The organism is Nitrospirillum viridazoti CBAmc (genome assembly GCF_000730165.1).
GTDB lineage: Bacteria > Pseudomonadota > Alphaproteobacteria > Azospirillales > Azospirillaceae > Nitrospirillum > Nitrospirillum viridazoti.
Genome location: NZ_CP022113.1, coordinates 189,599 through 211,909 on the forward strand (window position 1 = coordinate 189,599; position 22,311 = coordinate 211,909).

General features: G+C 65.5%; 21 protein-coding genes and 2 pseudogenes. 17 read left to right on the forward strand and 6 right to left on the reverse strand.

What is annotated here, in order from left to right; translation table 11 throughout:
* Positions 1-17: 17 nt before the first annotated feature.
* Positions 18-818 carry an IclR family transcriptional regulator gene (locus Y958_RS28990; protein WP_088875404.1) on the reverse strand — a complete coding sequence of 267 codons (801 nt, stop codon included), beginning with the start codon at positions 816-818 and terminating at the stop codon, positions 18-20.
* A gap of 149 nt (positions 819-967) precedes the next feature.
* On the opposite strand from Y958_RS28990, the gene Y958_RS28995 reads away from it, so the two are divergent.
* Together Y958_RS28995 and Y958_RS29000 are read left to right on the forward strand one after the other, a co-directional pair.
* A complete protein-coding gene (locus Y958_RS28995; protein WP_088875405.1) occupies positions 968-2,155 on the forward strand; it encodes an FAD-dependent monooxygenase in 1,188 nt (395 codons plus the stop codon).
* A gap of 33 nt (positions 2,156-2,188) precedes the next feature.
* Positions 2,189-3,370, forward strand: coding sequence for an alpha/beta hydrolase (locus tag Y958_RS29000; protein WP_088875406.1), 1,182 nt, complete (start codon positions 2,189-2,191; stop codon positions 3,368-3,370).
* A gap of 37 nt (positions 3,371-3,407) precedes the next feature.
* On the opposite strand, the gene Y958_RS29005 is transcribed toward Y958_RS29000, so the two are convergent.
* On the reverse strand, positions 3,408-3,938 hold the full coding sequence (locus Y958_RS29005; RefSeq protein ID WP_088875407.1) for a VOC family protein: 531 nt from the start codon (positions 3,936-3,938) through the stop codon (positions 3,408-3,410).
* 107 nt (positions 3,939-4,045) lie between these two features.
* On the opposite strand from Y958_RS29005, the gene Y958_RS29010 reads away from it, so the two are divergent.
* Positions 4,046-4,825, forward strand: a complete 780-nt coding sequence (locus Y958_RS29010) for a helix-turn-helix transcriptional regulator (protein ID WP_186291657.1) — start codon at positions 4,046-4,048, stop codon at positions 4,823-4,825.
* A 19-nt stretch (positions 4,826-4,844) separates the two neighbouring features.
* Here Y958_RS29010 and Y958_RS29015 read toward each other — a convergent pair whose 3' ends face one another.
* Entirely contained in the window at positions 4,845-5,723 is an 879-nt protein-coding gene (locus tag Y958_RS29015) for a LysR family transcriptional regulator (RefSeq protein WP_186291658.1), read from the reverse strand.
* Positions 5,724-5,909: 186 nt separating this feature from the next.
* On the opposite strand from Y958_RS29015, the gene Y958_RS29020 reads away from it, so the two are divergent.
* The 5 genes from Y958_RS29020 to Y958_RS29040 are packed head-to-tail and all read left to right on the forward strand — an operon-like array spanning position 5,910 to position 9,733.
* Positions 5,910-6,668 (forward strand): alpha/beta fold hydrolase, encoded by a 759-nt coding sequence (locus Y958_RS29020; RefSeq protein WP_186291659.1) that lies wholly within the window; start codon positions 5,910-5,912, stop codon positions 6,666-6,668.
* Between the two features lie 12 nt (positions 6,669-6,680).
* Positions 6,681-7,871 (forward strand): LLM class flavin-dependent oxidoreductase, encoded by a 1,191-nt coding sequence (locus Y958_RS29025; RefSeq protein WP_088875411.1) that lies wholly within the window; start codon positions 6,681-6,683, stop codon positions 7,869-7,871.
* Positions 7,868-8,824 carry an alpha/beta hydrolase gene (locus Y958_RS29030; RefSeq protein WP_088875412.1) on the forward strand — a complete coding sequence of 319 codons (957 nt, stop codon included), beginning with the start codon at positions 7,868-7,870 and terminating at the stop codon, positions 8,822-8,824. The genes Y958_RS29025 and Y958_RS29030 overlap by 4 nt, the downstream gene beginning before the upstream one ends.
* On the forward strand, positions 8,821-9,210 hold the full coding sequence (locus tag Y958_RS29035; RefSeq protein ID WP_088875413.1) for a carboxymuconolactone decarboxylase family protein: 390 nt from the start codon (positions 8,821-8,823) through the stop codon (positions 9,208-9,210). The genes Y958_RS29030 and Y958_RS29035 overlap by 4 nt, the downstream gene beginning before the upstream one ends.
* Positions 9,200-9,733, forward strand: a complete 534-nt coding sequence (locus Y958_RS29040; protein WP_088875414.1) for a flavin reductase family protein — start codon at positions 9,200-9,202, stop codon at positions 9,731-9,733. Before Y958_RS29035 ends, Y958_RS29040 begins: the two co-directional genes overlap by 11 nt.
* Positions 9,734-9,846: 113 nt before the next feature.
* Here the strand turns inward: Y958_RS29040 and Y958_RS29045 are convergent, their stop codons facing one another.
* From Y958_RS29045 to Y958_RS29055, 3 genes are read right to left on the reverse strand one after another with little or no spacing between them, the layout of a single operon-like run.
* On the reverse strand, positions 9,847-10,209 hold the full coding sequence (locus Y958_RS29045) for a hypothetical protein (RefSeq protein WP_088875415.1): 363 nt from the start codon (positions 10,207-10,209) through the stop codon (positions 9,847-9,849).
* Between the two features lies 1 nt (position 10,210).
* Positions 10,211-10,774, reverse strand: coding sequence for an isochorismatase family protein (locus Y958_RS29050; RefSeq protein WP_088875416.1), 564 nt, complete (start codon positions 10,772-10,774; stop codon positions 10,211-10,213).
* Between the two features lie 57 nt (positions 10,775-10,831).
* Entirely contained in the window at positions 10,832-11,215 is a 384-nt protein-coding gene (locus Y958_RS29055; protein ID WP_244909746.1) for a MarR family winged helix-turn-helix transcriptional regulator, read from the reverse strand.
* A 376-nt stretch (positions 11,216-11,591) separates the two neighbouring features.
* Here Y958_RS29055 and Y958_RS32650 point away from each other — a divergent pair.
* The 9 genes and pseudogenes from Y958_RS32650 to Y958_RS29095 all read left to right on the forward strand — a co-directional run.
* Positions 11,592-11,999, forward strand: a pseudogene (locus Y958_RS32650) (UPF0149 family protein); the annotation flags it as partial.
* Between the two features lie 102 nt (positions 12,000-12,101).
* Positions 12,102-12,191, forward strand: a pseudogene (locus tag Y958_RS32185) (SEC-C metal-binding domain-containing protein); the annotation flags it as partial.
* An 864-nt stretch (positions 12,192-13,055) separates the two neighbouring features.
* Positions 13,056-13,817, forward strand: coding sequence for a hypothetical protein (locus tag Y958_RS29065; RefSeq protein ID WP_145727916.1), 762 nt, complete (start codon positions 13,056-13,058; stop codon positions 13,815-13,817).
* Positions 13,818-13,920: 103 nt separating this feature from the next.
* Positions 13,921-14,985, forward strand: a complete 1,065-nt coding sequence (locus Y958_RS29070; RefSeq protein WP_088875420.1) for a hypothetical protein — start codon at positions 13,921-13,923, stop codon at positions 14,983-14,985.
* Positions 14,982-15,911: a glycosyltransferase family 2 protein gene (locus Y958_RS29075; RefSeq protein ID WP_088875421.1), complete on the forward strand. Its 930-nt coding sequence runs from the start codon at positions 14,982-14,984 to the stop codon at positions 15,909-15,911. The genes Y958_RS29070 and Y958_RS29075 overlap by 4 nt, the downstream gene beginning before the upstream one ends.
* Positions 15,908-17,116, forward strand: a complete 1,209-nt coding sequence (locus Y958_RS29080; protein ID WP_088875422.1) for a phenylacetate--CoA ligase family protein — start codon at positions 15,908-15,910, stop codon at positions 17,114-17,116. The genes Y958_RS29075 and Y958_RS29080 overlap by 4 nt, the downstream gene beginning before the upstream one ends.
* Positions 17,117-17,135: 19 nt before the next feature.
* A complete protein-coding gene (locus Y958_RS29085) occupies positions 17,136-18,065 on the forward strand; it encodes a hypothetical protein (RefSeq protein ID WP_088875423.1) in 930 nt (309 codons plus the stop codon).
* Entirely contained in the window at positions 18,062-18,850 is a 789-nt protein-coding gene (locus Y958_RS29090; RefSeq protein ID WP_088875424.1) for a glycosyltransferase family 2 protein, read from the forward strand. Before Y958_RS29085 ends, Y958_RS29090 begins: the two co-directional genes overlap by 4 nt.
* A 195-nt stretch (positions 18,851-19,045) precedes the next feature.
* Entirely contained in the window at positions 19,046-22,300 is a 3,255-nt protein-coding gene (locus Y958_RS29095) for an nSTAND1 domain-containing NTPase (RefSeq protein ID WP_186291660.1), read from the forward strand.
* Positions 22,301-22,311 lie beyond the last annotated feature (11 nt).

A 22,311-nucleotide genomic window follows, 5' to 3' on the forward strand; every position in this document is an offset into this window, starting at 1 on the left:
TAAGAACCAGCCTCATTTCAGGAACGGGCAGGGATACGGCCGCCGATCTTCGTGGAGATGCGGGCGGCCGCGTCCAGCACGTGGTCGATGCAAGGCTGCAGCCGTTCCCCCGCCAGGTACTTGTCCGGCCCCAGCAGGGTAAGGGCGGCGGCCATGGCGTCGCTGTAGTCGAAGATGGGGGCGGAGATGGCGGCGAAGTTGGCGTTGATAAGCCCGCTTGTCGTCGCATAGCCCTTCTGGCGCACCGTGGCCAGGTCGTCGCGGGTGGGGGGCTTCACCGCATCGGCGGCCTCGATCGCGTGCTGGCGGCTGGCCCGCGCCGGCTGCCGGGTCTGCGGTTCCGGCAGGAAGGCCAGGAACACCAGCCCAGTGGCCGAGGTCGTCATCGGCAGCACGTGGCCCAGGCGTACGGTGAAGGCGCCCTGGCGGCTGCCGTCCACCTTCGACACGATGGCCGGCCCGAATTCGGTGAGAACGGACAGGTAGGTGGCGCAGCCGGTGTGCGCCGTCAACTCCGCCATCTCCGCGTTCGCCGCCTCCACCACCGACAATTGGCGGATGGCGGACAGGCCCAGCTCGGTCGCGTAGGGCCCCAGCGCGTAGCGGGCGGTCTGGGGGTTCTGCGCCACCAGCCCCTCACGCATGAAGCTGGTCAGGTACAGGTGGGCCTTGCTGGGCGGCATGTCCGCCGCCTGGGCGATGTCACGCAACGCCATGGGCTCATGCGCCGTCTGCAGCACGCGGATGACACGGAATCCAACCTCGATCGATTGAACGCGGCGCTTCTGGCTGAGGGTGTCTTCGGGCGTTTTCAGCATCTATGTCTCATTGGCTTTACACCCATGCCTATCAGAGTACGGGGGTCCCGTCGACCGCGCAATACGAGGGTGGCCTGGGTGCCGGGCTTGTGATATTGACGAACCATGTTAGATATTATCAAACTCTGGCGGTTGCGGCGAGGAACGACATGCGAATTGCGATTGTAGGTGCCGGGATCGGCGGTCTGACGGCTGGACTGGCACTGCTGAGGCGCGGGTTCGACGTCACGATCTATGAGCAGGCCGAGGAACTGCGGGAGGTGGGGGCGGGCCTGCAGATCAGCGCCAACGGCACGCGTGTGTTCGAGGCGCTGGGCATCCTGGATCGGGTGATGGCGTTATCGTTCTGCCCGGTGGGCAAGGAGATCCGGCTTTGGAACACCGGCCAGACCTGGAAGCTGTTCGACCTGGGGCCGGAATCGGTGGCGCGGTATGGCGCGCCTTATGTCACCATCCACCGCAACGATCTGCATTCCACCCTGGCCGCAGCGGTGCGCGCCCTGAACCCCGATGCCATCCAGCTGGGATCGCGTTGCGTGGGGGTGGAGCAGGGGCAGGGTGGCGTGGTGCTGGACTTCGCCGGCAAGCCGCCGCAGCGGTATGAGCTGGTGATAGGCGCTGACGGCGTGCATTCCATCATCCGGCAGCGGCTGTTCGGTGAACTGCCCGCGACCTTCACCGGCATCGTCGCCTGGCGGGGCGTCATCCCCATGGAACGCCTGCCCGGCCATCTGGTACGGGACGTGGGCACCAACTGGATCGGCCCGGGCGGCCACATTGTCCACTACCCCATCCGGCGGGGCGAGTTGATGAACTTTTCCAGCGTGGTGGAGAACCAGGACTGGAAGACGGAGTCCTGGTCCAGCCCGTCGACGGTGGAGGCCTACCTGGCCGACTATCCCGGCTGGCATGAAGACGTCCACACCTACATCCGGGCGATCCCCCAGCCATTCCGCTGGGCGCTGCTGTCCCGCAAGCCGCTGGATAACTGGACGGTCGGACGGGTCACCCTGCTGGGCGACGCCGCCCATCCCATGCTGCCCTTCCTGGCGTCGGGCGCGGCCATGGCGATCGAGGACGCCTACATGCTGGCCCGGGCGCTGGAGGCTTATCGTGACGACCATGCCAGGGCGCTGAAGGTCTATCAGGACGCGCGCATCCCCCGCACGACGCGTGTGGTCCAAGGTGCCGCCGGCAACGCCGAGCGCTTCCACAATCCCGCCCTTGCCAGCCCGGCCGGCGCGCAGGCCTACGTGGACCGGGAGTGGGAGCCGGAGCGGGTGGCGGAGCGCTATGAGTGGTTGTTCCGCTACGACGTCACCACCGCCCCGCTGTGACGCGCAAGGAATGAAAAACAGGGAGGAGATGACATGGTAGAGGGTAGGGCCTGGGTCCGGCACCCCTTGGTGGTGACGTTCCCGAACTCCCCCGGGTTCAGCGAAACCTACGGGTTCGCGGGCAATTCGGGGAAGGTCAATCTGGAAGGGCAACTGCTGCGCCGGCCGGACCGCCGCGCCGACACGGTCTATGTGTTCATGCACCCCACCTCCACCCTACAGCTGCTGCCCATGCCATTGGCGCTGGCCGACGCGGGGCTGGACGTGCTGTGCGCGGCCAGCCGCTACGCCCGCAACGACAGCGCCCTGATCATGGAGAAGGTGGCGATCGACCTGGGGCAGTGGATCGCGCATGCGCGGGGAACGTTGGGCTACGACCGCGTGGTGCTGGTCGGCTGGTCGGGCGGCGGTTCCCTGTCGCTGTTCTACCAGGCGCAGGCGGAACGGCCGTCCATCACGCACACCCCGGCGGGGGACGAGGTCGACCTGACGATTGCCGGCCTGACGATGGCGGACGGCGTGATCTTCATCGCCGCCCACCTGTCACGTGCCGAGACGCTGACTGAATGGCTGGACCCGTCCGTCATCGACGAGGCGGATCCCGACCGGCGCGACCGGGCCTTCGATATCTATGCCGAGGCGTGCCCCAACCAGGCGCCTTATGATGCCAGCTTCGTGGAACAGTTTCGCGCGCGCCAGGTGGACCGCAACCGCCGTATCACCTACTGGTGCCAGGAACAACTGGAGCGGCTGCGCAAACAGGGCGGGGCGGAGCAGGAGCGCGCCTTCGTCGTGCACCGCACGATGTGCGACGTCCGTTGGCTGGACCCGGCGGTCGACCCCAATGAACGCAAGCCCGGCTGGTGCTATATGGGCGACCCTCGGGCGGTGAACGTGGGGCCCGTCGGTTTGGCCCGCTTCACCACCCTGCGCTCATGGCTCAGCCAGTGGAGCTATGATTTATCAAACGCGAAGGGGCCGATGAACGCCGCCAGGATCCACCGGACGCCAGTGCTGCAGATCGAGAACACGGCGGATGAGGCGGTGCCCGCGACCCACAACCCTGCGATCAACGCCGCCCTGGCGACGCCGGATAAGGAATACCACCGCATCATCGGCGCCACCCATTACTACATCGGCCAGCCGGACCATCTGGCCACCTGTATCGGCCTGATCACGGACTGGAGCCGCCGGAAGGGCTTCCTGGACGCGTGAGCCTGTGAGGGGGCGGCCGTCGCCGCCCCCGTTCACGTCAGCCGGCAGCCTTGGCCTGCCGGCGGGCGGCCTTTTCCCGGCTCCACTTGTCCAGTTCCGCGTGGGCGGAACTGGCGGCGTCGGCCAGGTAGGTCGGCGATTCCGTACGGGCGGTGACCTCCAGGCGCAGGCCGTTGGGATCGAAGAAGTAGATCGACTTCACGAAATGATGATCGACCAGGCCCAGCACCTCGACGCCATGATCGATCAGCCGCTGGCGCATCGCCAGCACCGCGTCCACCGACCCGGTTTCCATGGCGAAATGCTGGACCCAGGCGGGGGTGTTGGGCGACGGCGCCGGCATCTCATCATCGCCCAGATCGAAGAAGGCGATGTAGGATCCGTCGGTCATGGCGAAGAACATGTGGGCGTAGGGCTTCTCCTCGCCCGTGCTGGGAACGTGGTCGGCCAGCATGCAATTGACGAGCGGAAGACCCAGTATGTCTTCGTAGAAGTGCCGGGTCTCCTCCCCATCACGGCAGGGATAGGCGAAATGATACAGGCCCCTAATGGCGGGTGGTGTCGGCATGGCGCAGGCTCCGGGGAATGGTCTGGCCGAGTCCCAGGACGCGGCCGCACCGCCCATCATACCGCCGGGCGCCCAAGCCCTCGTCCCCCCGGCGGGAGGACAGGATCATGAAGGCGCCGGACGACATCACGACATTGGCGGGTGTGGTGGGGGCGGTGGGAACACCAGACTTCTCCACCCAATTCCTGGCGGCGCTGGGCATGCTCTGCGGCGCGCGCTTGTCCTCCGCCTTTTCCTTTGGTGGGCGGGAGCCGCCTCGCGCCCTGTTCGCGGCGGGGGATTGCCGGGGCGGCCCCGACTTCGCCCGCGCCGCTTCACTGGCCTACGCCCGCCATCATTGGCGCCAAGACCGCACTGCGCGCCTGGTCGTGACTGCGCCGCGGGACAGCGTCGTTGTGATCCGGACCAGGGCCGCTGACATCGCCGACCCCGTTTACCGCAGCGCTTGCTATGAGCGCGGCGGCATCGCCGAGCGGCTGAGCATCCTGTCCGCCGGCCCATGCCCCCTTATGGCCAACGGCTATCGAACGGTGTCCGACGGCGCGTCGCGGCCAGGGGATGTCGCGTGCGTGGAGCGGTACGCGCCGGTGCTGATGGCGGCGCTGACCCGCCATGTCGACCTGTCGGCCCGCCCCCCCGGCGATGGCACGCCGTCGGACACGGCGGCCATCCTGATGGCCGCCGATGTCCGCCTCAGCGCACGCGAAGCGGAGGTGGCGGCCGGCCTGATCCTGGGCCGGACGCAGGAAGAGATCAGCGTCCAGTCCGGATTGTCGCTGGGTAGCGTCATTACCTACCGCCGCCGCGCCTATTGCAAGCTGGGGGTGATGGATAAGCGGGAATTGGTCGCCGCGTATCGGGAGCTTTCAGCACTGCGGCTTATATAGGATCAACCACGCCTAAATCTCACTTCATCGCGCTGATGAAGCGCAGCACGGCGGGCGAGGGATCGGACTTCCGCCACACCAAGTGCAAACGGAACGAGACGTCCAGATCCTCCACCTCGCGCAACAGTACACCCTGGCGTGGCACCTGCCGCGTCTGCTGGGTGAAGCCCACGCCCATGCCCACGGCCACCAGGCTCAGCAGGATGGAATCCGTCGCGGTTTCCTGGACGATGTTGGGGGAGAAGCCGTTGGCCAGGCAGGCCTGCATCAGCCGGTCGAAATAGCGCGGCTGGGGCTTGCGGGCCGGGAACAGGAAGCGCTCTTCCGCCAAGTCGCGCATCCGGATGGGACGCTGGGCCAGGGGATGGTCTTCGTTGATGGCGATAACGATGTCGCTGACACCCAGTTCGCAATGCTCCAGCGCGCCGAGATCCTCTTCGGAGAAGTGGATGTCGTAGACGATGGCCGCATCCACCGTGCCGTTGCGCAGGCCATCGATCTGGCTGCGCGAGCTCATGGGCAGCAGGTTCAATTCCACCTTGGGCTCATCCAGCCGGAAGCGCAGCAGCTTGGCCGGGATCTCGGGATGGCGCGAGGCGATCTCGCTAAAGCCGATCTGCACCGTGCCGACATGGCCGGTGGCGTAGCTTTTGGCCCGGGCGACACTGCGCTGCAGCTTTTCCAGCAGGGCGTTGGTGTCTTCCAGGAAAGCCCGGCCGGCAGGGGAAAGGCGGACGCCACGTGGCAGCCGCTCGAACAGCTGGACGCCCAGTTCATCCTCCAGGTCCCGCACCTGGCGCGTCAGCGCCGGCTGGGCCACGCGGATGGTTTGCGCGGCGCGACCGAAGTGCTCCTCGCGGGCAACTGCTTGAAAATACCGCAGATGTCTTAGTTCCATGGCCAATTGATACCGTGACGGCATCAATTCCGCAAGCACAAAGAATTGGACGATTCTGCCCCCATAAGCAGAAGTAAAGCATCATCAATTACGCGCAAATGCGTTCAAGAAAGGTCGTGGCGGATGAATAGCGAAGCGACGAACGCTGACTCTCTGTCCGGGCCACATTTCCTGCAAGTGGGCGATGTGCGTCTGGAACTCTTGGTCAAGGGCGAAGGCCGGCCGCTTTTGCTGCTGCACGGTATGGATGGTATCGAGGCTATGGCGCCGCTGGTCGATCTGCTTGCCGCGACGCACAAAGTTTACGCCCCGTCGCATCCCGGCTTCGGCGGGTCGGACCTGCCGCGGTCCTTCTCGACAGTCGACGACATCGCCTATTTCTACCTGGATCTGCTGGACCAGTTGGACCTGCGCGACGTGCTGGTCGCCGGCTTTTCCTTCGGGGGCTGGATCGCCGCCGAGATGCTGGTGAAAAACAGCGGGCGCCTGGCTCTGGCGGTGCTGGGGGCGCCCTTCGGCATCGAGACGGCCCACCGCAAGGACCGTCGGGTCGTAGACATCTTCATGTGCGACGGCGGCACCGTGGAGCGCAAGTCGCAGGTGACGCCGGCGCAGAAGCTGGACCTGGCCGCCCTGCCGGAAGACGTGCTGGAGCGCAGGGTGCGCAATGCCGAGGCGACCATGCTGTACGGCTGGTCCCCCTACATGTGCAATCCGAAGCTGCGCCACCGGCTGCACCGCGTCGCCACCCCCACGCTGTTGCTGTGGGGGGAGGATGACGCCATCGCCCCCCTGGATTACGGGCGCGACTACGCCGCCCTGATCCCCCAGGCGGTGTTCGAGGCGATCCCGAACTGTGGTCACCGCATCTATGTCGACAGCGTCGAGGCGGCCGCCCGCAGCATCAACACTTTCGCCCAGCGCGCCGTCGCGGCGGCGGCCTGAGGAGGCCTATCCATGAAAGTCTGGCAGTTCAGCGAGCAAGCTTACCACCCGGCCTTCGACGTTCCGGGGCCCATGCGGGTCACCCTGCCGCAGCATCATTGCGACCCCTCCGAGGCGGGGCGGCTGATCAATCGCTACCTGGATGAGTACGTCCTGGCGGATGAGCTGGGCTACAACATCATGATCAACGAGCATCACGCGGCGGCAACCTGCATGTCGACCTCGTGCATGACGACGCTGGCCATCCTGGCGCGCCAGACCAAGCGCGCCCGGCTGCTGGCCCTGGGCATTCCCATCGGCAACCGCGCCAACCCTGTGCGCGTGGCGGAAGAGATCGCCATGGCGGACGTGATTTCCAATGGCCGCCTGGAAGTGGGCCTGGTCAAGGGCGCGGCCTACGAGGTGTTCATGTCGAACCGGCAGCCCGTGCGCTTCATGGACCGGTATTGGGAGGCGCATGACCTGATCCTGGAGGCCCTGTCCAATACCGGCGACAACTTCTCCTGGGATGGTGAATTCTTCAACTATCGCGCCGTCAGCCTGTGGCCGCGTCCCATCCAGCAGCCGACGCCGCCCATCTGGATGACGGCGTCCAGCGCCGGCAGCGCGGCGCAGCAGGCGAAACTGGGCTATGTCTGCGCCACCTTCCTGTCCGGCGCCGTGGCCCGGTCGGTCTTCGCCAGCTATCGCAAGACTTACCAGGAGACGCACGGCCGGCCGGCATCGGACGATCGCCTGGGCTATCTGGGCCTGGTGTCCGTGGCCACGGACCGCGAAACCGCCTTCCAGCGCGCGGAACAGATGAAGGCCTATTTCACCACCGCCGCCCGGCTGGATCCGCAGTTCCGCAACCCAGCGGGCTTCGCCTCGGTGAAGGACAATGTCCGCCTTCTGAAGGCGGGTCCGAATGCCGTGCGCCCGCGCTTGCGCGACGGCAGCCCGCTGCCCTCCAACCCCACAATCGAGCAGTACATCGATGCGGGCCTGATGTTCGTGGGCACGCCCGATGAGGTCTTCGAGCAGATCGGCCGCTTTCATGCCGAGGTCGGCGGGTTTGGGAACCTGCTGATGATGGGCCAGGCCGGCACGCTGGGCCATGCCGAGACGGTGGAGAACCTGACCCTGTTCGCGCAGGAGGTCATGCCCCGCCTGGCCGAAATGTCGGTGGATACGCCCGATGTCCGCTATGAGGCCTTCGCGTGACCTCGGACACGCCTCTCGCGGACGGCATGGACGCCTATGTGGCGGCCTTCCGCGCGGGGCAGGCGGCGGGGGGGACGCTGGCCGGTGCCCGGTTGGCCGCCGACATGAACGCTGCGGCATTCAGCCGGCCCTGGCCGGCCGGCCTGCGGCGGCATGTCAGCTTCATCGTGGCGCGCGGGCGCGAAATCGCGGTAGCGATCCTTGACCCCGGCGGTGAGGGCCCGAGGCCCGGCATCTGCTATTTCCACGGCGGGGGCTTTGCTTTCGGCAGCATCGAAAGCTTCGATGGGGTGGCGCAAGGGCTGGCGGAGGAGACAGGGGCCGTCGTCGTCAGCGTGCAGTACCGGCGCCTGCCGGAGAATTCCTACCGGGCGGCACAGGAGGATTGCTTCGCCGCCTATGAGTGGTTCGTCGCGCACGCCGCCCAGCTGGGCGTCGACGGGCGGCGCATTGCCGTCGCCGGTGACAGTGTCGGCGCCCTGCTGGCCACCATGACGGCCGTCATGGCGCGCGATGCCGGTGGGCCTGTTCAACCCGTCTGCCAGTTGCTGATGTACGGCGCTTATGCCCTGACACCGGGGCGGCCGTCCTACGGGTGGGGGCGCGATCCGCTTCTCAGTGTGCAGCGGGTGGAGGATTTCGTGCGGCTCTACCGTCTGTCGCAGGAGGCCGAGCCGTTTCATGCGCCGCCCCTATCGGTTCCGGATTTGAGCCGTCTGCCGCCGGCGGTGCTGATCGCCGCCGAGTACGACCCGCTGCGCGGGGAGGGGGCCGAGTATGCAGACCGCCTGGCGGCCGCCGGTGTCGAGGTGCGGGTTCTGACGGCCCGCCACATGATTCATGGATTTTTGCGCGCGTTGGGCATGTCGCCGGCCGCGGCGCGCGAAATGGCCGCCGCGGCTCAGGCGGTGCGGCCCTACCTTTGGCCGGCTGACAGGGAGCAGACGCCATGAGCTCATCATGGGATACCGACGCGGCGCAGCGGGGCCGCGACCTGCGCGAACAGATATTCGGCGCTGAGGGGATGAAAAGCCTGGTCGAGGCGGATGATTTCACCCTGCCCCTGCAGGATATGGTCACCCGCACCTGCTTTGGCGAGGTGTGGAGCCGCCCCGGTCTGCCGCTGAAAATCCGCAGCATGCTGACCATCGCCATCCTGGTGGGGCAGAGCCGGCCGGCCCAGCTGCGCAACCACGTGAAGGGCGCCATCGCCAACGGCGTCACCAAGGAGGAAATCCGCGAGATCCTCCTGCACGCCACGCTCTATGCAGGTCTGCCTGCCGGGGCGGACAGCTGGCGCGAGGCGGCGGCCGCGTTGAGGGAAATCAATGCCTACTGACGTCACCGCGGCGGATGCCGCCACCATCGCCCTGGCCCTGCGCAAGGGCCTGCGCAGCCTGGCCAAGGCCGTCGTCGTCATCACCTGCCGCCACGGCGGCCAACGCTACGCCATGACGGCGACAGCGGTCAGCGAGCTCAGCATGGACCCGCCTTCCATGCTGATCTGCGTCAACAAGTCCGCCAGCCTGTTCGCGCCGCTGTCCCAGGGTGCCGACTTCTGCATCAATATCCTGACGGCACGGCAGGCGGAGATCTCCGCCCTATGCGCCGGCAAGGAGAAGGGGGAGGCACGCTTCTCCGTGGGGGATTGGCGGCAGTCCCCGCTGGGCCACGCCTATCTGGCGGATGCCCAGGCCAGCATCTTCTGTCGCAGCGTGGCGAACACGATGTTCGGGACCCACGGCCTGTTCATTGGTGAGGTGCAGGAGGTGATTGACCTCGCCCCCATCGACCCGCTGGTCTACATGGACGGCCGCTATGGCTGCTTCGCGGCGGGCTTGGGGACAGCCGACCGGCGATAGGCGAGGCGGTGGCCTAGAAGGCGCGCCGCCCTGCATCGGAACAGCGGTCGGTGGGAAATCGCTGCCTCGAGCCAAGAACATCCATGGCAGCAGGACGACCAGCCAGTCCTGGGCTATGCGCTGGACCCAGGTGCCGACGTTGGAGACGAAGGCGGCGCCGAACCATTTCCGCCATGGAAGCGGCCGAAATGCCGTGCCGAAAACAACGCGATCAGGAAGGCGCCCGCCCCCAAGGCGAGGACGTCCGTCGTATCCTTCAACCCGAAATCACCCACGCGACAGACCAGCACATAGGCGACGGCCAGGTTGAAGAACCCCCAGAGCACGTTGACGGTCGACGAAGAGAGCCCCTGACCGGACGGCTTGGCGAACGGGCTCTGAAACGGCCTGCCCATCATGCCGCTGACGGCGTGGGGGATCGCGTTCGCCAGGAAGGCGCCGCCGAAGAAATAGGACGCGAGCGCAAGCCACGGCATTTCAAGAGCTCCTTGCCGGCAGGAGATCGATGATCTCCCGGCTGGTGCCGGTCTCGCCGAGCCGCGGGAAGATGTTCTTGATGCTGTACTCGTGCGCCTCGGGACGTATGTCGGTCATGGCGTCGAGCGCGAGGGTGACGTTGAAGCCCGCCTCGTAGGCTTGACGCGCCGTCGCCTCGACGCCGGTTCCGGTCGCCACGCCCGCGACCACCACCTGGGTGACGCCCCGCGCTTTCAATTGAGCTTCGAGATCGGTGGTCGCGAAGGCGCCCCAGCTCCGCTTCGTCGCGACGATGTCGGCCGCTTGCTGGTTCAGCTCCGGGATGAGATCAGTCCATCCGTCCGGACGGGTTCCTGTTTGACGCGGCTGCTCCGTTCGGCCCGGCGCCCCGCCGGCGACGTTGACGAGCACGACTGGCAGGCCGCGCTCACGGAAAGCGTCAGCCAGCGCACGCGCCCGTTCGATGACGCCATCGATGGGATGGATGAGAGGGAGGCCGACAATGCCCTTCTGAAGATCGACGATGATCAGGGCGGTGTTCGGGTCGAGTGTCGTCAGCGCCATGGAGATATCCTCTTGAAGGTCCCGATGCAGTTGGCAGCTGTCGGCCGCAGAACTCTTTCAGTCGTCGACGAGCCGCTTCAGTAGTTCGACAGCCCTCGCGACCTCGTCCTGCTCCTGCGGGGAAAGCCGCGCCTGGAGCGTGCGCGTCAGCCAATCCTGGCGCGCGGCGCGGCCCTCTTCGACCGACTTCCGAAAGGCCTCCGTGAGCGAGAAAAGGGTCTGCCTTCCGTCCGCCGGGTCCGGCGCTCCGCTTACGCGGCCAGCGGCTTCCAGCGCGCCCAGCACCGGCGCCATCGATTGCGGCCGCATCCCTTCGGCGCGGGCAAGGCTTGACGCCGTGGCGGGGCCGTCCTTCTCCAGCCGAAGCAGAACCGACACCTGAGAGGGCGTGAGGTCCCCGACATGCGCTTGATCGCGCAAGCGCCGCTTCAGCTTTCCCATCAGGGCGCGGAGGTCTTGCGCCAGGACCGATGTACGCATAGGCCCCGGATCATTCGGCGTGGCATTCATGCTGTGTTATCTATCAGATAGGCAGGTAAACTGTAAAGATAATCTGTTCAGATAATCTGCATAGATGAGTTCGCTGTGCGCCCTGCTCCTGCTTATCGTCTGGAAAAGCGCTCTCCATCAGGCCGTCCCCCAATCCGGCCGCAGTTCACCGCTGGTCTCGCCTGACGGAGCTTCTGCCCTGGAATTAGGAGGCGCGTTCGGCCAAACTGGCGGCATGAGCAATCCGCACGACACACCGGGCATGGACGCCGGGTTGGAGGCCTTGGATACATTCCTCGCCTCCGACGATGCGCCGCCCGAGGCCATGATGCTGTCCGACCTCGACGGCTTCCTCACGGGAATCGCCATCGGGCCCGAGTTGATCATGCCCAGCGAGTGGATGCCGGTGGTCTGGGGTGGCGGCGAGCCCATCTTCGCCGATTCCACCCAGGCCCAGGCCATCCTGGGCACCATCATGAAGCGCTACAACGAAATCCTGGTCCAGGTTGAGGACGGCCTGATCGACCCTATCTTCTGGACCATGGCCGACGGCACGCTCATCGCCGCCGACTGGGCGGAGGGCTTCCTGCTGGCCATCGGCATTCGCCCCCGCGCGTGGGAGCCTCTGTTAAAGTCCAAGCGGCATGCCCATTTGCTGCTGCCCATCTTGGGCTTGTGCGGCGATGAGACGGGACAATCCGCGCTCGGTCTTGATGCCGAGGGCGAGGAGGAACTTGCCAGCCAAGCGCCCGACCTCATCCCCGCCTGCGTCGAAGAGATCGCCCGCTTCTGGCGCGCCCGCAACGGCCGCCAGCCAGCCCCTTTCCAAGCCGCCGCCCGAACATCACCCAAGGTCGGCAGGAACGACCCTTGCCCCTGCGGTTCCGGCCGCAAGTTCAAGAAATGCTGCGGGAATGGCCTGGGATAAGCCTGCGGTGTTCGTCGGCACGGCTACGGACTGGAACTGTCCGCAGGGGAAACGAACCTGGTGATCGAGAAGTCAGGTTCCCAGTGAGCCTGGAGCCCCTGTTCATCCACACAACATGATTCATTCGTCAGCAGCGAGGGGGCGGTTCAGCGGCTAAGACGTCGGAGTGCGTTTCAGCCAACTTCGCCCATACCTTCGCCTCGCTGATTGTTTACGGCCCCTAATGTCCGCCGCGCTGGTGCCCAACGCCGAATGGGTGGCGCGGGTGGGGGATGGCCCTACGCCACCCCCTCAACAACCGACTGGACGAGGATCCGGGCGGTCCGTGGCTGGTGGGGTCGGGGTCGCCACCCAGTACCTGCCGCTGATGTTCTGAAACCCGCCGCCACACAGCCAAGTGCGCCCGCCTGCCCTCACATCCGTGCAGATGGCCGAGCTCCTCGCCGACGAGACGGTGGCGTGGGGCCACACCCTGGCCCGGGCCTGTGGCGTGCCCGATATGGTCGCCTCTACGTTGCCTTTGAGGGAAGGGTGGCGGCATCGGCAGGACGTGCGCGCCCTATCCAGCGCTTCCCTTTTGGCGTCCGGTCACAACCGGGGGAGGGCGCCTGACCCAATAGAATGGCGGTTTGAGATGGCGCCAACAGTACGCACTCAGTAGCATTTATAAAATCACCCCATGGTTTATTGTATCAATGGCGAACACGTTAATGAATTAGAACATCAGATCATATTGTTGACGGCTGTCTGCAATAAATATCTGACGATTGAAAATAAAATGCCAGCCGAGACGCGATCATAGTCATTTCTAGGGATTCTCACATGGAAAGATTAAACGATCATATTTTGCCTGTGCTGCGAACCATGCCTGACGGACCGTTTCGTGGACCGCTGCTGAGGGCTTTCGCCAGCCACGCGCCGGAGTTCGCCGCCATCGAGAATGGCTTCCGCGACCTGACCTCGCGGCGGCATGACGGCGAAACCCTGCGTCGGTTCTTCGCCAGCTGGGGCCAGACCAACAACAGCGCCATGACCGTGGCCGGCATCAGCAACCGCCTGACCTTGAAGCTGCACCGCGGCGAACCGGTGCTGGACCCGCAATCCCTGCTGCAGGCTCTGGTTTCCCTGCATCGCATCATCGACGAAGACTTGGCGGTGACGCACAAGATCCTGCATTCGAAGATGTTCCACATCATGGCGTCCGACATCGTCGGCGATGACGCTTGGCTGCAAACCCGCTACATCGACCGGAACGCCGCCGATTTCAAGACGTGGAAGGACCACATGTCCTTGCGCGAACCCGACATCGCGCTGGGCCTGCTGACCACGTTGGTGCACGAGATCTACACGCATGGTGAGGTCGAGTTCATCCTGCCTCTGTTCAAGCAATGGCTGGTTGAACACTTCCATTACACGGCAGAAGACACCGCCCGCCCGTTGCGTTGGATCACCGTGCATTGCGGTGGTACCGAGAAGAACCATTTCTTCCATGCGGTCAACACCCTGACCCACTATGCGCGGGCGGTCGAGGTCGATTGGGACGCCTATGATCTGCACGGGATCGCGGGCCAGTACCTGAAAAGGAAGGCGGACGTCCTTCGGGCTCTGTTCCCCGGCCATGAATGACGGCCGGCGCCCAATCCTGGTCGAGACGAGTGGCGCCGTTGGGGTGAAGGCGCCGCTCCCCATGGTCGGCGGATTGCGCCATGGAGAGGTATGCTCCGACCGCGTGGTCGCGCTTCCGGGGGTGTACCGGGACCAGATGCGCACGCTGGCCGGCCTGCTCGACGTGGCCTTGCGGGCCGTGGTGCGGCGGTATTTCCTCGATGCCCGCATCCGGGCCATCTATTCCCTACCGCCGGATTTGGAAAACATCCTGCGCCTGGCCGCGCCCACACCCTATCGCGTGGGCTGGTATCGGCCCGACTTCATCCTGGACCGGGACGGAACGGCGCGCATTTGTGAAATCGGCGCGCGCTATCCGCTGAATGGCTGGATGGTCAGCCGCGCCTGGTCGCGGGGACAGGCGGATTTTTGGGACGATCTGTGCGCACCCTATGAACCGGGAAACACCGTGGCGCTGGTGCATGCCCAGGAGCCCAGTGGCGAGATCGATTGCCTGTCAGATCATCTGGGTCAGGCCGGCGTCGGCTTCGTCGCCGTCCGGCCAGCGGACGTGAGCGTGCATGCGGGGGCGCTGTATGCCCAGGGACGCAGGCTGGATCATCTGATCCTGCAACTGGACCGGAACGAGTTGCCGATGCTGGCGCCCGTCGTCCTGGCCCATCTTATCGCCCGTGGCCCCTACTTCAACGACGTGCGCACCGTGATCCTGGTGCATGACAAGCGCGTGCTGACGGTCTTGTCCGACGCGGAAATCATGCGCGACGCGATGCCGGCGGATCTCTATGGACGGTTGCGCCCCCACCTGATCGCCTCGGTTTGCGCCCGCTCGCCAGCTGAAGCCGAACGGTTGCTGCGCCAAGACGGGGATTGGATCGCCAAACCAAGCAGCGGCGGGCGCGGTATCGGCGCGTTGGTGCGCTCCGCCTGCGGCGAGGCGGATTGGGCTGACCGGGTGAGGCGCGATTGGCCCCACCTCATGTTCCAGCCCTATCTGGAACAACTCGACTTCAATGATCCGGATTTCGCCCATCCCATCCATATGGTGGGCATGCTGCTGTGCCGCGACGCCGTTTGCTACGGCAACGGCATGTTCCGCGGCTCGAACGACGCGGTGATCAACCTGCATCAGCAGCGCGGCAAGCTCTATCGGTGCGAGGCGGTGCCATGAGCCTTTCGGTCGTCATTCCGCTGTACAACAAGGAAGATTACATCGAAGAGGCCCTGGCCTCCCTGGCGCGCCAAACGCATTTGCCCCACGAAGTGATCGTGGTGGACGACGCCTCGACCGACGATGGCGCCGCGCGGGCGGAAAGCGGCCTGCGTCGCCTGGCCCAGCGGGGCGTCGCACGCACCGAATTGCTGCGCCTGCCTGTCAACGGCGGCCCCAGCGCCGCGCGCAATCGCGGCCTGGAGCGCGCGGCCGGCACGGTGCTGGCGTTCCTGGACGCTGATGACCGTTGGCGCGATGACTGTTGCAGCGAAATCCTGCGCTGCATGCAAAGCCACGCCCTGGAACTGCTGGTGCTGGGGTTCGATGCCCCCTCCCACAGTGATTATTTCCCGGACATGGACGCCTTGCGGGACGAGGTCGTACCGCTGGAAGGGGCGTTGCATCGGCTGCCCCGCGTGACCGCCAGCGCCAGCCATCTGGACTTTTTCATGGGGCGGGCCAGCAACGTGGCCGTGCGGCGTGGCGCCATCGGCGAAGAGCGCTTCGCGGAAGGCCGGCATGTCAACGAGAACATCGACTTCTGGTACCGGGTCGCCAAGAGCATCGTCAAAGGCGGTGGCGCCACGGTGCCGGTGGGGCTGCTGGCTGAACCGGTGATCCGTTACCGGATCCTGCCGGACAGCCTGTCCCACCGGCGGTGCCAAGATTGGCGCCAGTTGCAAATCCCGCCCAGCCTGGAGCGCTTCCGCCACAGCGATGACGCCGACGACCGCCGGCTGTGCCGCACGCTGGGGCGCCGTTGGCTGACCTTCGCCATGGAAAGCCTGCCGGACCAGGCGCAGCGCGACGCGTTCTGCGGCGCCCATGGTGCTCTGCTGACGCACTTCGATATCGACCTGCCCTTGCTATGGAGGGCGGCATGAGCCCGGATTCCGGCTGGATCGGGTCGGTAAGCGGCGATAGTCACGCCGTGGACGACATGATGGCGCGTGCCTTCGAGAGGGCACGCCGTCATCCCTTCTGGCGCCACCTCTACCGGGACGGCGGACATTGGCGTGACGCGCCCGTATGCCAGAAAGGCGACTTGCTGGCGGCGCTGGACGGCTTTTCCCCCGCCGGCGAGGACCGGGGGATCTACCTTGTGCGCTCCGGCGGCAGCGCCGGTGGAGGCCCCCTGATCTTCCCCGTCGATATCGCGGAAAACCACGCCCAGCGGCAGGCGCTGGCCGGGCACTTGCTGGCCCGGGGCGTGTTCGCGCCCCGTTCGGTGGTGCTGAACCTCTTCGCCTACACCGGCCTCTATCGTACGGCGGCCATCGTGGATGACCTGCTGGAGCGGTGCTACGCCACCACCTTGCCCATGAGCGCGCAGTCCCCGTACAGCGACATGCGGGCGGCGGCGGAGCTGTTCCAGCCGACCCATCTGGCGAGTACGCCGTCCGTCCTGACCTTGTTCGCCAACTGGTGCGAGGAGTCCGGCCAGCCTTTGCCCCAAATTCCGCAACTGCTGTATGCGGGCGAGCTTATGCGTGACAGCGTGCGCGAGCGTCTGTGCCGCACTTTTGACATCCGCCAGATCTGGTCCCTGTACGGTGCGGCGGAAACCGGCATCTGGGCGGTCTGCGACGCCACCGCCACACCCGGGCTGTTCAGCATCCTGCCGCGCATCGTGGTGGAGATTGCCTCACCGGATGCGGACGGGTTCGGCGAGATCGTAGTGACCAATACCTGGCGTGAGCGGTTTCCCCTGTTCCGCTACAGCCAGGGCGATGTCGGCCGCATCGTGGTCCGTGACGGTGAGCGCATGCTGGAGGTTCGGGGCCGGCGGCCGCGCACCTTCCGATTTTATGAAATTACCCATGACGATAGCGGTTTCGCCGCCGTGGCCGAGGGCTGTGCCGCCTGGCAGGTGGTTCTGGATCTGGGCGGCGGCGGCTGCGACCGGCTGGGCCTTCATGTCGTTTGCGACGACCTGGCGATCCTGCCCGTCGTCGCCGAGCGCCTGCGCCGGCACATGAAACAGGATGAGGGCGGCGACACGACCTACGTGCGTGCGGTCACCTTTGCCGATCTTCATATCGACCCCACGACCGCCAAGACGGCGACGCTTGTCGACCGGCGCCGCTGAACCTCCAGGGGACAACTCCATGGAAAAGCTGGGCAATCTTCTCGTGTACGAATGGAACTCGTGGCGCGGCTATCTCATCAGCCATCTGGCGGGTGCGCACTGCGCGGCGCAATGGGATGACGACTGGACAGTGCTGGAAGCGGCCTGCGGCCCCGGCATCGACACGGTGCTGTTCCACCACTGCCTGTCGCACGCCGCCCTGTTCCCGCGCCAACGCCCCGCTTTTGAGCGGGAGCTGGCGCGGCGGGGCATCCGGGTGCTCAACGCCGGCCTGGCGGACATGCGCAAGCGCACGCTGCACGGCATGCTGGACCGCGCCGGCCTCAGAAGCGCGCGCGCGGCCCGCCAGGGGCCGGACGACCAGTTCCTGTTCATCAAGACGGACCTGAACTATGGCGGCAAGGCGGAGAGGGCGCTGCCCGCCGAGTTACAGCCGCTGTTTTCCGCCGCGGCCGACTGCCCCATCCGCGGCTGGGACGATTATCGCCTGATGCGCCGCGATGAAGTGGAGCCCGGCTGGTGGGACAACCCGGATCTGGTCATCGAGAATTTCATCGCCCATGACGACACCTTGTACCGCGTCTACGGCTGCGGCGACGCGCTGGTGTGCATCCGGGCGCACAGCCCGGACCTGATCAAGAAAGAGGATGAGCGGCCGGAAGACACATGGGTTTACATCGATCGCCGGCAATTGACCCCGGCGATCGGCGACCACGGCGGCTTTCCCCGGGATTTGTGGCGGCAACTCGCCGGCTTCGTCGCCCAATATCCTTTCGACTATTTCTGCCTGGACGTCATCCATGACGGCATCCGGCACACCATCATCGACCTGAACCTAACGCCCTTTTACGCCCCGCACCCGCCCAAGGCGGGGTGGTTCGCGTTCCTGCGACGCGGCCTGCGGGAGCTGACCGCCGGCCGCCCCACCCTGATGGAGGTCGCCCGATGAAGACCGTGTCCGTCCTGATCGCCGCCTTTCGAGCGCGCGCCTGGCTGGGCGACTGCCTCGACGCCGTGTTCGCGCAAGCGCTGCCCCCCGGCTGGCGCCTGCAGGTGCTGCTGGGCGTGGATGGCTGCGACGACACGCTGGACTATGTCAGGACGGCGCCGTACCCGGCCCTGCAGGTCGTGCACCTGCCGCGTAATCGTGGCACCTACGTCACCTTCAACACCCTGATGCCCTACGCCGAGGGCGACCTCATCGCCCGTTTCGACGCTGACGACGTGATGCTGGCCGACTATCTGGCGGAGCATATCGAGGTGCTGGAGGGCGGCGTGGACCTCAGCATGTCGTGGAGCGTGTACACGGACGAGACACTGCGGCCGACCGCCATCGTGCCCGCCCTGCCGGACTACCGTCCCCAGAACGGGCAACGGCGCAAGGGGACGGACGGCCAGTTCGTCGCCAGGCGGCAGATCTGGGACAGCCTCGGCGCCTTCCGTGCCTGGCCCTGCGGCGGCGATACCGAGTTTGTGATCCGGGCGCAGGCCGCCGGCTTCCGCATGACGGTCCTGGAGAAGTTCCTCTACCTGCGCCGCACCCACGGCGCCTCGCTCACCACCCATGCCGCGACGAATTACGAGTCCGACATGCGCATGCGCCTGCAGGCGCTGACCATTCAGTACCGCGACGATTATGCCGCCGGCATCCGGCCGGTGGCCGTCGAGGCGGAGGTCGAACCGACCGCCCTCCTGCTTCGGTGTGCCGATTTGGGCCTGCGCGTAGCGTCCTGATCTCTCCGCTCCCGGAACCTGCGCAAAGCAGATGATATTCGCGAATGAGCTACGCCTTTGGAATAGTTTTGTCGCTGGAGTTGTAATATGCGGTTATACTTACGCCCGTTCCGTAGAGGGTGTGACCGCAGGCCCCTTCGGAAAGTTGATGTAACCAGAAGGGGAGCTGTCTTTTACGACAGCGAGGGGCTGCCCGTGAAGGTGAGGCGCTTTCAATTCGGCGACTGGCAAGTGGATGCGCAAGCCTGCGTGCTGTGGCGCGAGGATGAGGGGACGCAAGTCCAGGTCGAGCCCCGCGCCTTGGATGTCCTGGTGGCCTTATGCCTGAATGCCGGCAAAATACTGAGCGCGGAAGACTTGCTGCACCTGTGCTGGGACGGTGTCGCCGTCGGTGAGAACCAGGCGCAAAAGGCCGTTGCCCAACTGCGGCGGGCCCTGGGCGACAGCGTCAACGCCCCCCGCTATATCGAAAACCTGCGCAAGCGCGGCTATCGCACCATTGCCCCGGTCATTTTCGCGCCGCACCGCGAGTCCGATACGCTGGCGGAAACCTGGGCCCGGGAATCCCCCTATGTCGGCCTGGCGCCCTTCGGTGCGGGCCACGCCTCGGTGTTTTTCGGACGCGACGTGGCCGTCGTGCGGCTGCGCGACGTGCTCGCCAGCCAGTTGCCAGGGGGTAGGGTCTTCGTGCTCATCCTGGGGGCCAGCGGCAGCGGCAAGACATCCCTGGTCCAGGCCGGCTTGCTGCCGGCCCTGATGCGCGCCGGGGCGACACCCCACGTCATGGATGCCACGGTCCTGGATCTGGGCGCCATCGGCGCGATGCCGCTGCTGACCGCATTGGGCAGCGCCTTGCTGGACCTGGATGAAGATGGGGAGCCGCTGTTCGCGGGCCGCAGCGCCGAGCAACTGGGCCAGAGCCTGGTTGAGGACGGGCAGGGCGCCAATGATGGGACCGCGCCCGCCGATGGCCGTTTCGTTCTATTTGTTGATCGGCTGGAGGCCTTGTTCAGCAGCGCCTTCGCCAGCGGCTTGCAGCGGCAGCAGTTCCTGGCCGCGCTTGACCGGCTGGCCCGGGGCGGCCAGGTCATGGTCATCGCCGCGTGCCGCAACGACTTCTATCCCGACGTGGTGGGCGAACCGCTGCTGATGGAGGCCAAGGCGGCGGGCGGACATTTCGACCTGATGCCGCCCAGCCGGGCGGAAATCGGCCAGATGATCCGTCTGCCGGCGGAAATCGCCGGCCTCAGCTTCGGCGGAGACACGGACGGCCGTGAGCGTCTGGATGACCTGCTGTGCGAGGCAGCGGCCCACAGCCCCGATGCCCTGCCGCTGCTGCAATACACCCTGCAGCAACTCTACCTGTTGCGCAGCCCGACGCGCGAGCTGACCCTGGCGGCGTATCGCGACTTGGGCGGCATCGAGGGGGCCATCGGCCGGCGGGCGGAAACGACGCTGGAGGGCCTGTCGGCCGGCGCCCAGGCGGCGTTGCCCCGCATCTTCTCCCTCATCGTCGCTCTCAGCGCCATTGACGATGCCGTGCGCGGCGTGCTCGCCCGCTGGTCAGACCTGAGGTCCGATGACGAGCGCGCCCTGGTGCAGGCCCTGGTGGACGAGCGCTTGTTCGTCAGCCGGGTGTCGGGCGGTGAGGCCGTCTTCGGCGTCGCCCATGAGGCGCTGCTGCGGCAGTGGCCCCGCGCCGTGTCATGGATTGCTGAGCACCGTCAGGCCCTGCGCGTCCGCAGCCAACTGGAAGGGCTGGCCCGGCAATGGGCGGCGGAAGGCCGGCGGTCCGACCGCCTGTTGCGGCGGGGAAAGCCGTTGGAGGAGGCGCGCGACCTGCTGAGCGAGGGCATCGTGCCTGTGGGCCCCGACGTGAACGCCCTGGTCACCGCCTCCGCCCGCCACGTCAAGCGGGCCGAGCGTCTGCGCCTGGGCGCCCTGGCCGCCTTCGCCGCCATCGCCCTGGTCGCTGCCTTCCTGGGCCTGCGCGCCGGCCGGGCGGAAAAGGTGGCGGCCCTGCGCCTGCAGGAGGCGGAGGATCTGGCCGACTACATGCTGGACGAACTGGCCGACAAGCTGCGGCCGCTGGGCCGGCTGGACCTGCTGGATGGCGTGGCGCAGAAGGCGCTGGGCTATCTCACCACCGACGACCCCGGCCGCATCCCCAGCGCCGCCCGCCTGCGTCAGGCCAAGGCGCTGCAAACCTTGGCGGACGTGGACCGCTCCCGCGGCAACGTCGACGCAGCGCTGAAGGCCTTGGGCCAAGCGGAGAGCTTGCTGCAAGCCAATTTGAAAGAGGGCGATGTTGATCCTGAAACGTTGAAGATCTCGGGAACGGTTGCTTTTTGGTTTGGGCAGATCGCCATTGATCAGGGGCGATTAGATGAGGGATTGCGCCGCTACACTCAGTATCGAGATTTCGCGCAGCGCCGTATGCAGCTTCAGCCAAATGAGCCGGACGCCTGGATTGAACTTTCCTATGCATTGAGCAGCTTAGGCGGCATACAGCTGCGGAAAGGGGATGGAAGCGCGGCCACGGCCAACCTTAACGCATCCATTTCTTTGAAACGGCGAGCGCTGACGATCCATCCGGAAAATACCGCGCTGCAAGCGGAATTGGCGAACAGCCTATCTTGGCTTGCCCTTACGGAGGCCGAGCAGGGGCAATTGGAAACAGCGATCAATCTTTATGATCAGCAACGCGAAGTGCTGGATAATGTGAAGCGCCAAGATCCAGATGCAGCGCTTTGGTCATTCCGTCTCGCAGCCGCCAATCGGCTAAAAAGTTCGGTGCTGCTGGCTTTGGGTAAGACTAAATCCGCCCTTATCAGCCTAGGACAAGCGGAAAAACAAATTAATGATAGCTTGAACAAAGAGCCAGAGAATAGGCGTTGGCAAGCCACCCGGATAGAAATAGGCCTCTTAAAGGCGCGGGCGGACTTGATGTTGGGAAAAGTCCAGAGTGTCTTGCCGGACATCCTCGATATTGAAGTAGTAATTGATCAGATGCTCCGTGCCAATCCTGCGGACGATTGGGAGCAACGCCATAAGGCTCAATCGTTATTGCTGCATGGCATTGCCTTGACAGAACTGAATGATTTAGATGCCGCTAAGCAGAAAATCGATGAAGCGGCGAGAATTGCCCAAAAAGTGGCGGATCGGGATGGGCAGGATAGGCTGCGGGCTATCCTTCTCGCCAATATCCTGCTAGCTGCAGCCGAAATCGATTTGAAACAAGGCGCTGGGGCGGGTGCGAAACAAACCTGCCAAGGTGCTATAGATGCTCTGCGGTCTATAGTTCCATCAAGCAGTGACTTCAGGGTTCTTGATCCCTGGGTCCGTGCCAACCGATGTGGCGGGGACCAAGGGGTAGCCAATGCCTCGGCGCAGATTCTAGATAGTATAGGTTATCGAGATATCGAGTATTTGCAAAATCTAAGGAAGTAAGGAGTAGAACA

Excerpts from the sequence above, each read along its gene's own strand:
- Y958_RS28990 (WP_088875404.1), bottom strand. The coding sequence starts at position 818 with ATGCTGAAAACGCCCGAAGACACCCTCAGCCAGAAGCGCCGCGTTCAA.
- Y958_RS28995 (WP_088875405.1), top strand. The coding sequence starts at position 968 with ATGCGAATTGCGATTGTAGGTGCCGGGATCGGCGGTCTGACGGCTGGA.
- Y958_RS29000 (WP_088875406.1), top strand. The coding sequence starts at position 2,189 with ATGGTAGAGGGTAGGGCCTGGGTCCGGCACCCCTTGGTGGTGACGTTC.
- Y958_RS29005 (WP_088875407.1), bottom strand. The coding sequence starts at position 3,938 with ATGCCGACACCACCCGCCATTAGGGGCCTGTATCATTTCGCCTATCCC.
- Y958_RS29010 (WP_186291657.1), top strand. The coding sequence starts at position 4,046 with ATGAAGGCGCCGGACGACATCACGACATTGGCGGGTGTGGTGGGGGCG.
- Y958_RS29015 (WP_186291658.1), bottom strand. The coding sequence starts at position 5,723 with ATGGAACTAAGACATCTGCGGTATTTTCAAGCAGTTGCCCGCGAGGAG.
- Y958_RS29025 (WP_088875411.1), top strand. The coding sequence starts at position 6,681 with ATGAAAGTCTGGCAGTTCAGCGAGCAAGCTTACCACCCGGCCTTCGAC.
- Y958_RS29035 (WP_088875413.1), top strand. The coding sequence starts at position 8,821 with ATGAGCTCATCATGGGATACCGACGCGGCGCAGCGGGGCCGCGACCTG.
- Y958_RS29040 (WP_088875414.1), top strand. The coding sequence starts at position 9,200 with ATGCCTACTGACGTCACCGCGGCGGATGCCGCCACCATCGCCCTGGCC.
- Y958_RS29045 (WP_088875415.1), bottom strand. The coding sequence starts at position 10,209 with ATGCCGTGGCTTGCGCTCGCGTCCTATTTCTTCGGCGGCGCCTTCCTG.
- Y958_RS29050 (WP_088875416.1), bottom strand. The coding sequence starts at position 10,774 with ATGGCGCTGACGACACTCGACCCGAACACCGCCCTGATCATCGTCGAT.
- Y958_RS29055 (WP_244909746.1), bottom strand. The coding sequence starts at position 11,215 with ATGGGAAAGCTGAAGCGGCGCTTGCGCGATCAAGCGCATGTCGGGGAC.
- Y958_RS29065 (WP_145727916.1), top strand. The coding sequence starts at position 13,056 with ATGCCTGACGGACCGTTTCGTGGACCGCTGCTGAGGGCTTTCGCCAGC.
- Y958_RS29075 (WP_088875421.1), top strand. The coding sequence starts at position 14,982 with ATGAGCCTTTCGGTCGTCATTCCGCTGTACAACAAGGAAGATTACATC.
- Y958_RS29080 (WP_088875422.1), top strand. The coding sequence starts at position 15,908 with ATGAGCCCGGATTCCGGCTGGATCGGGTCGGTAAGCGGCGATAGTCAC.
- Y958_RS29085 (WP_088875423.1), top strand. The coding sequence starts at position 17,136 with ATGGAAAAGCTGGGCAATCTTCTCGTGTACGAATGGAACTCGTGGCGC.
- Y958_RS29090 (WP_088875424.1), top strand. The coding sequence starts at position 18,062 with ATGAAGACCGTGTCCGTCCTGATCGCCGCCTTTCGAGCGCGCGCCTGG.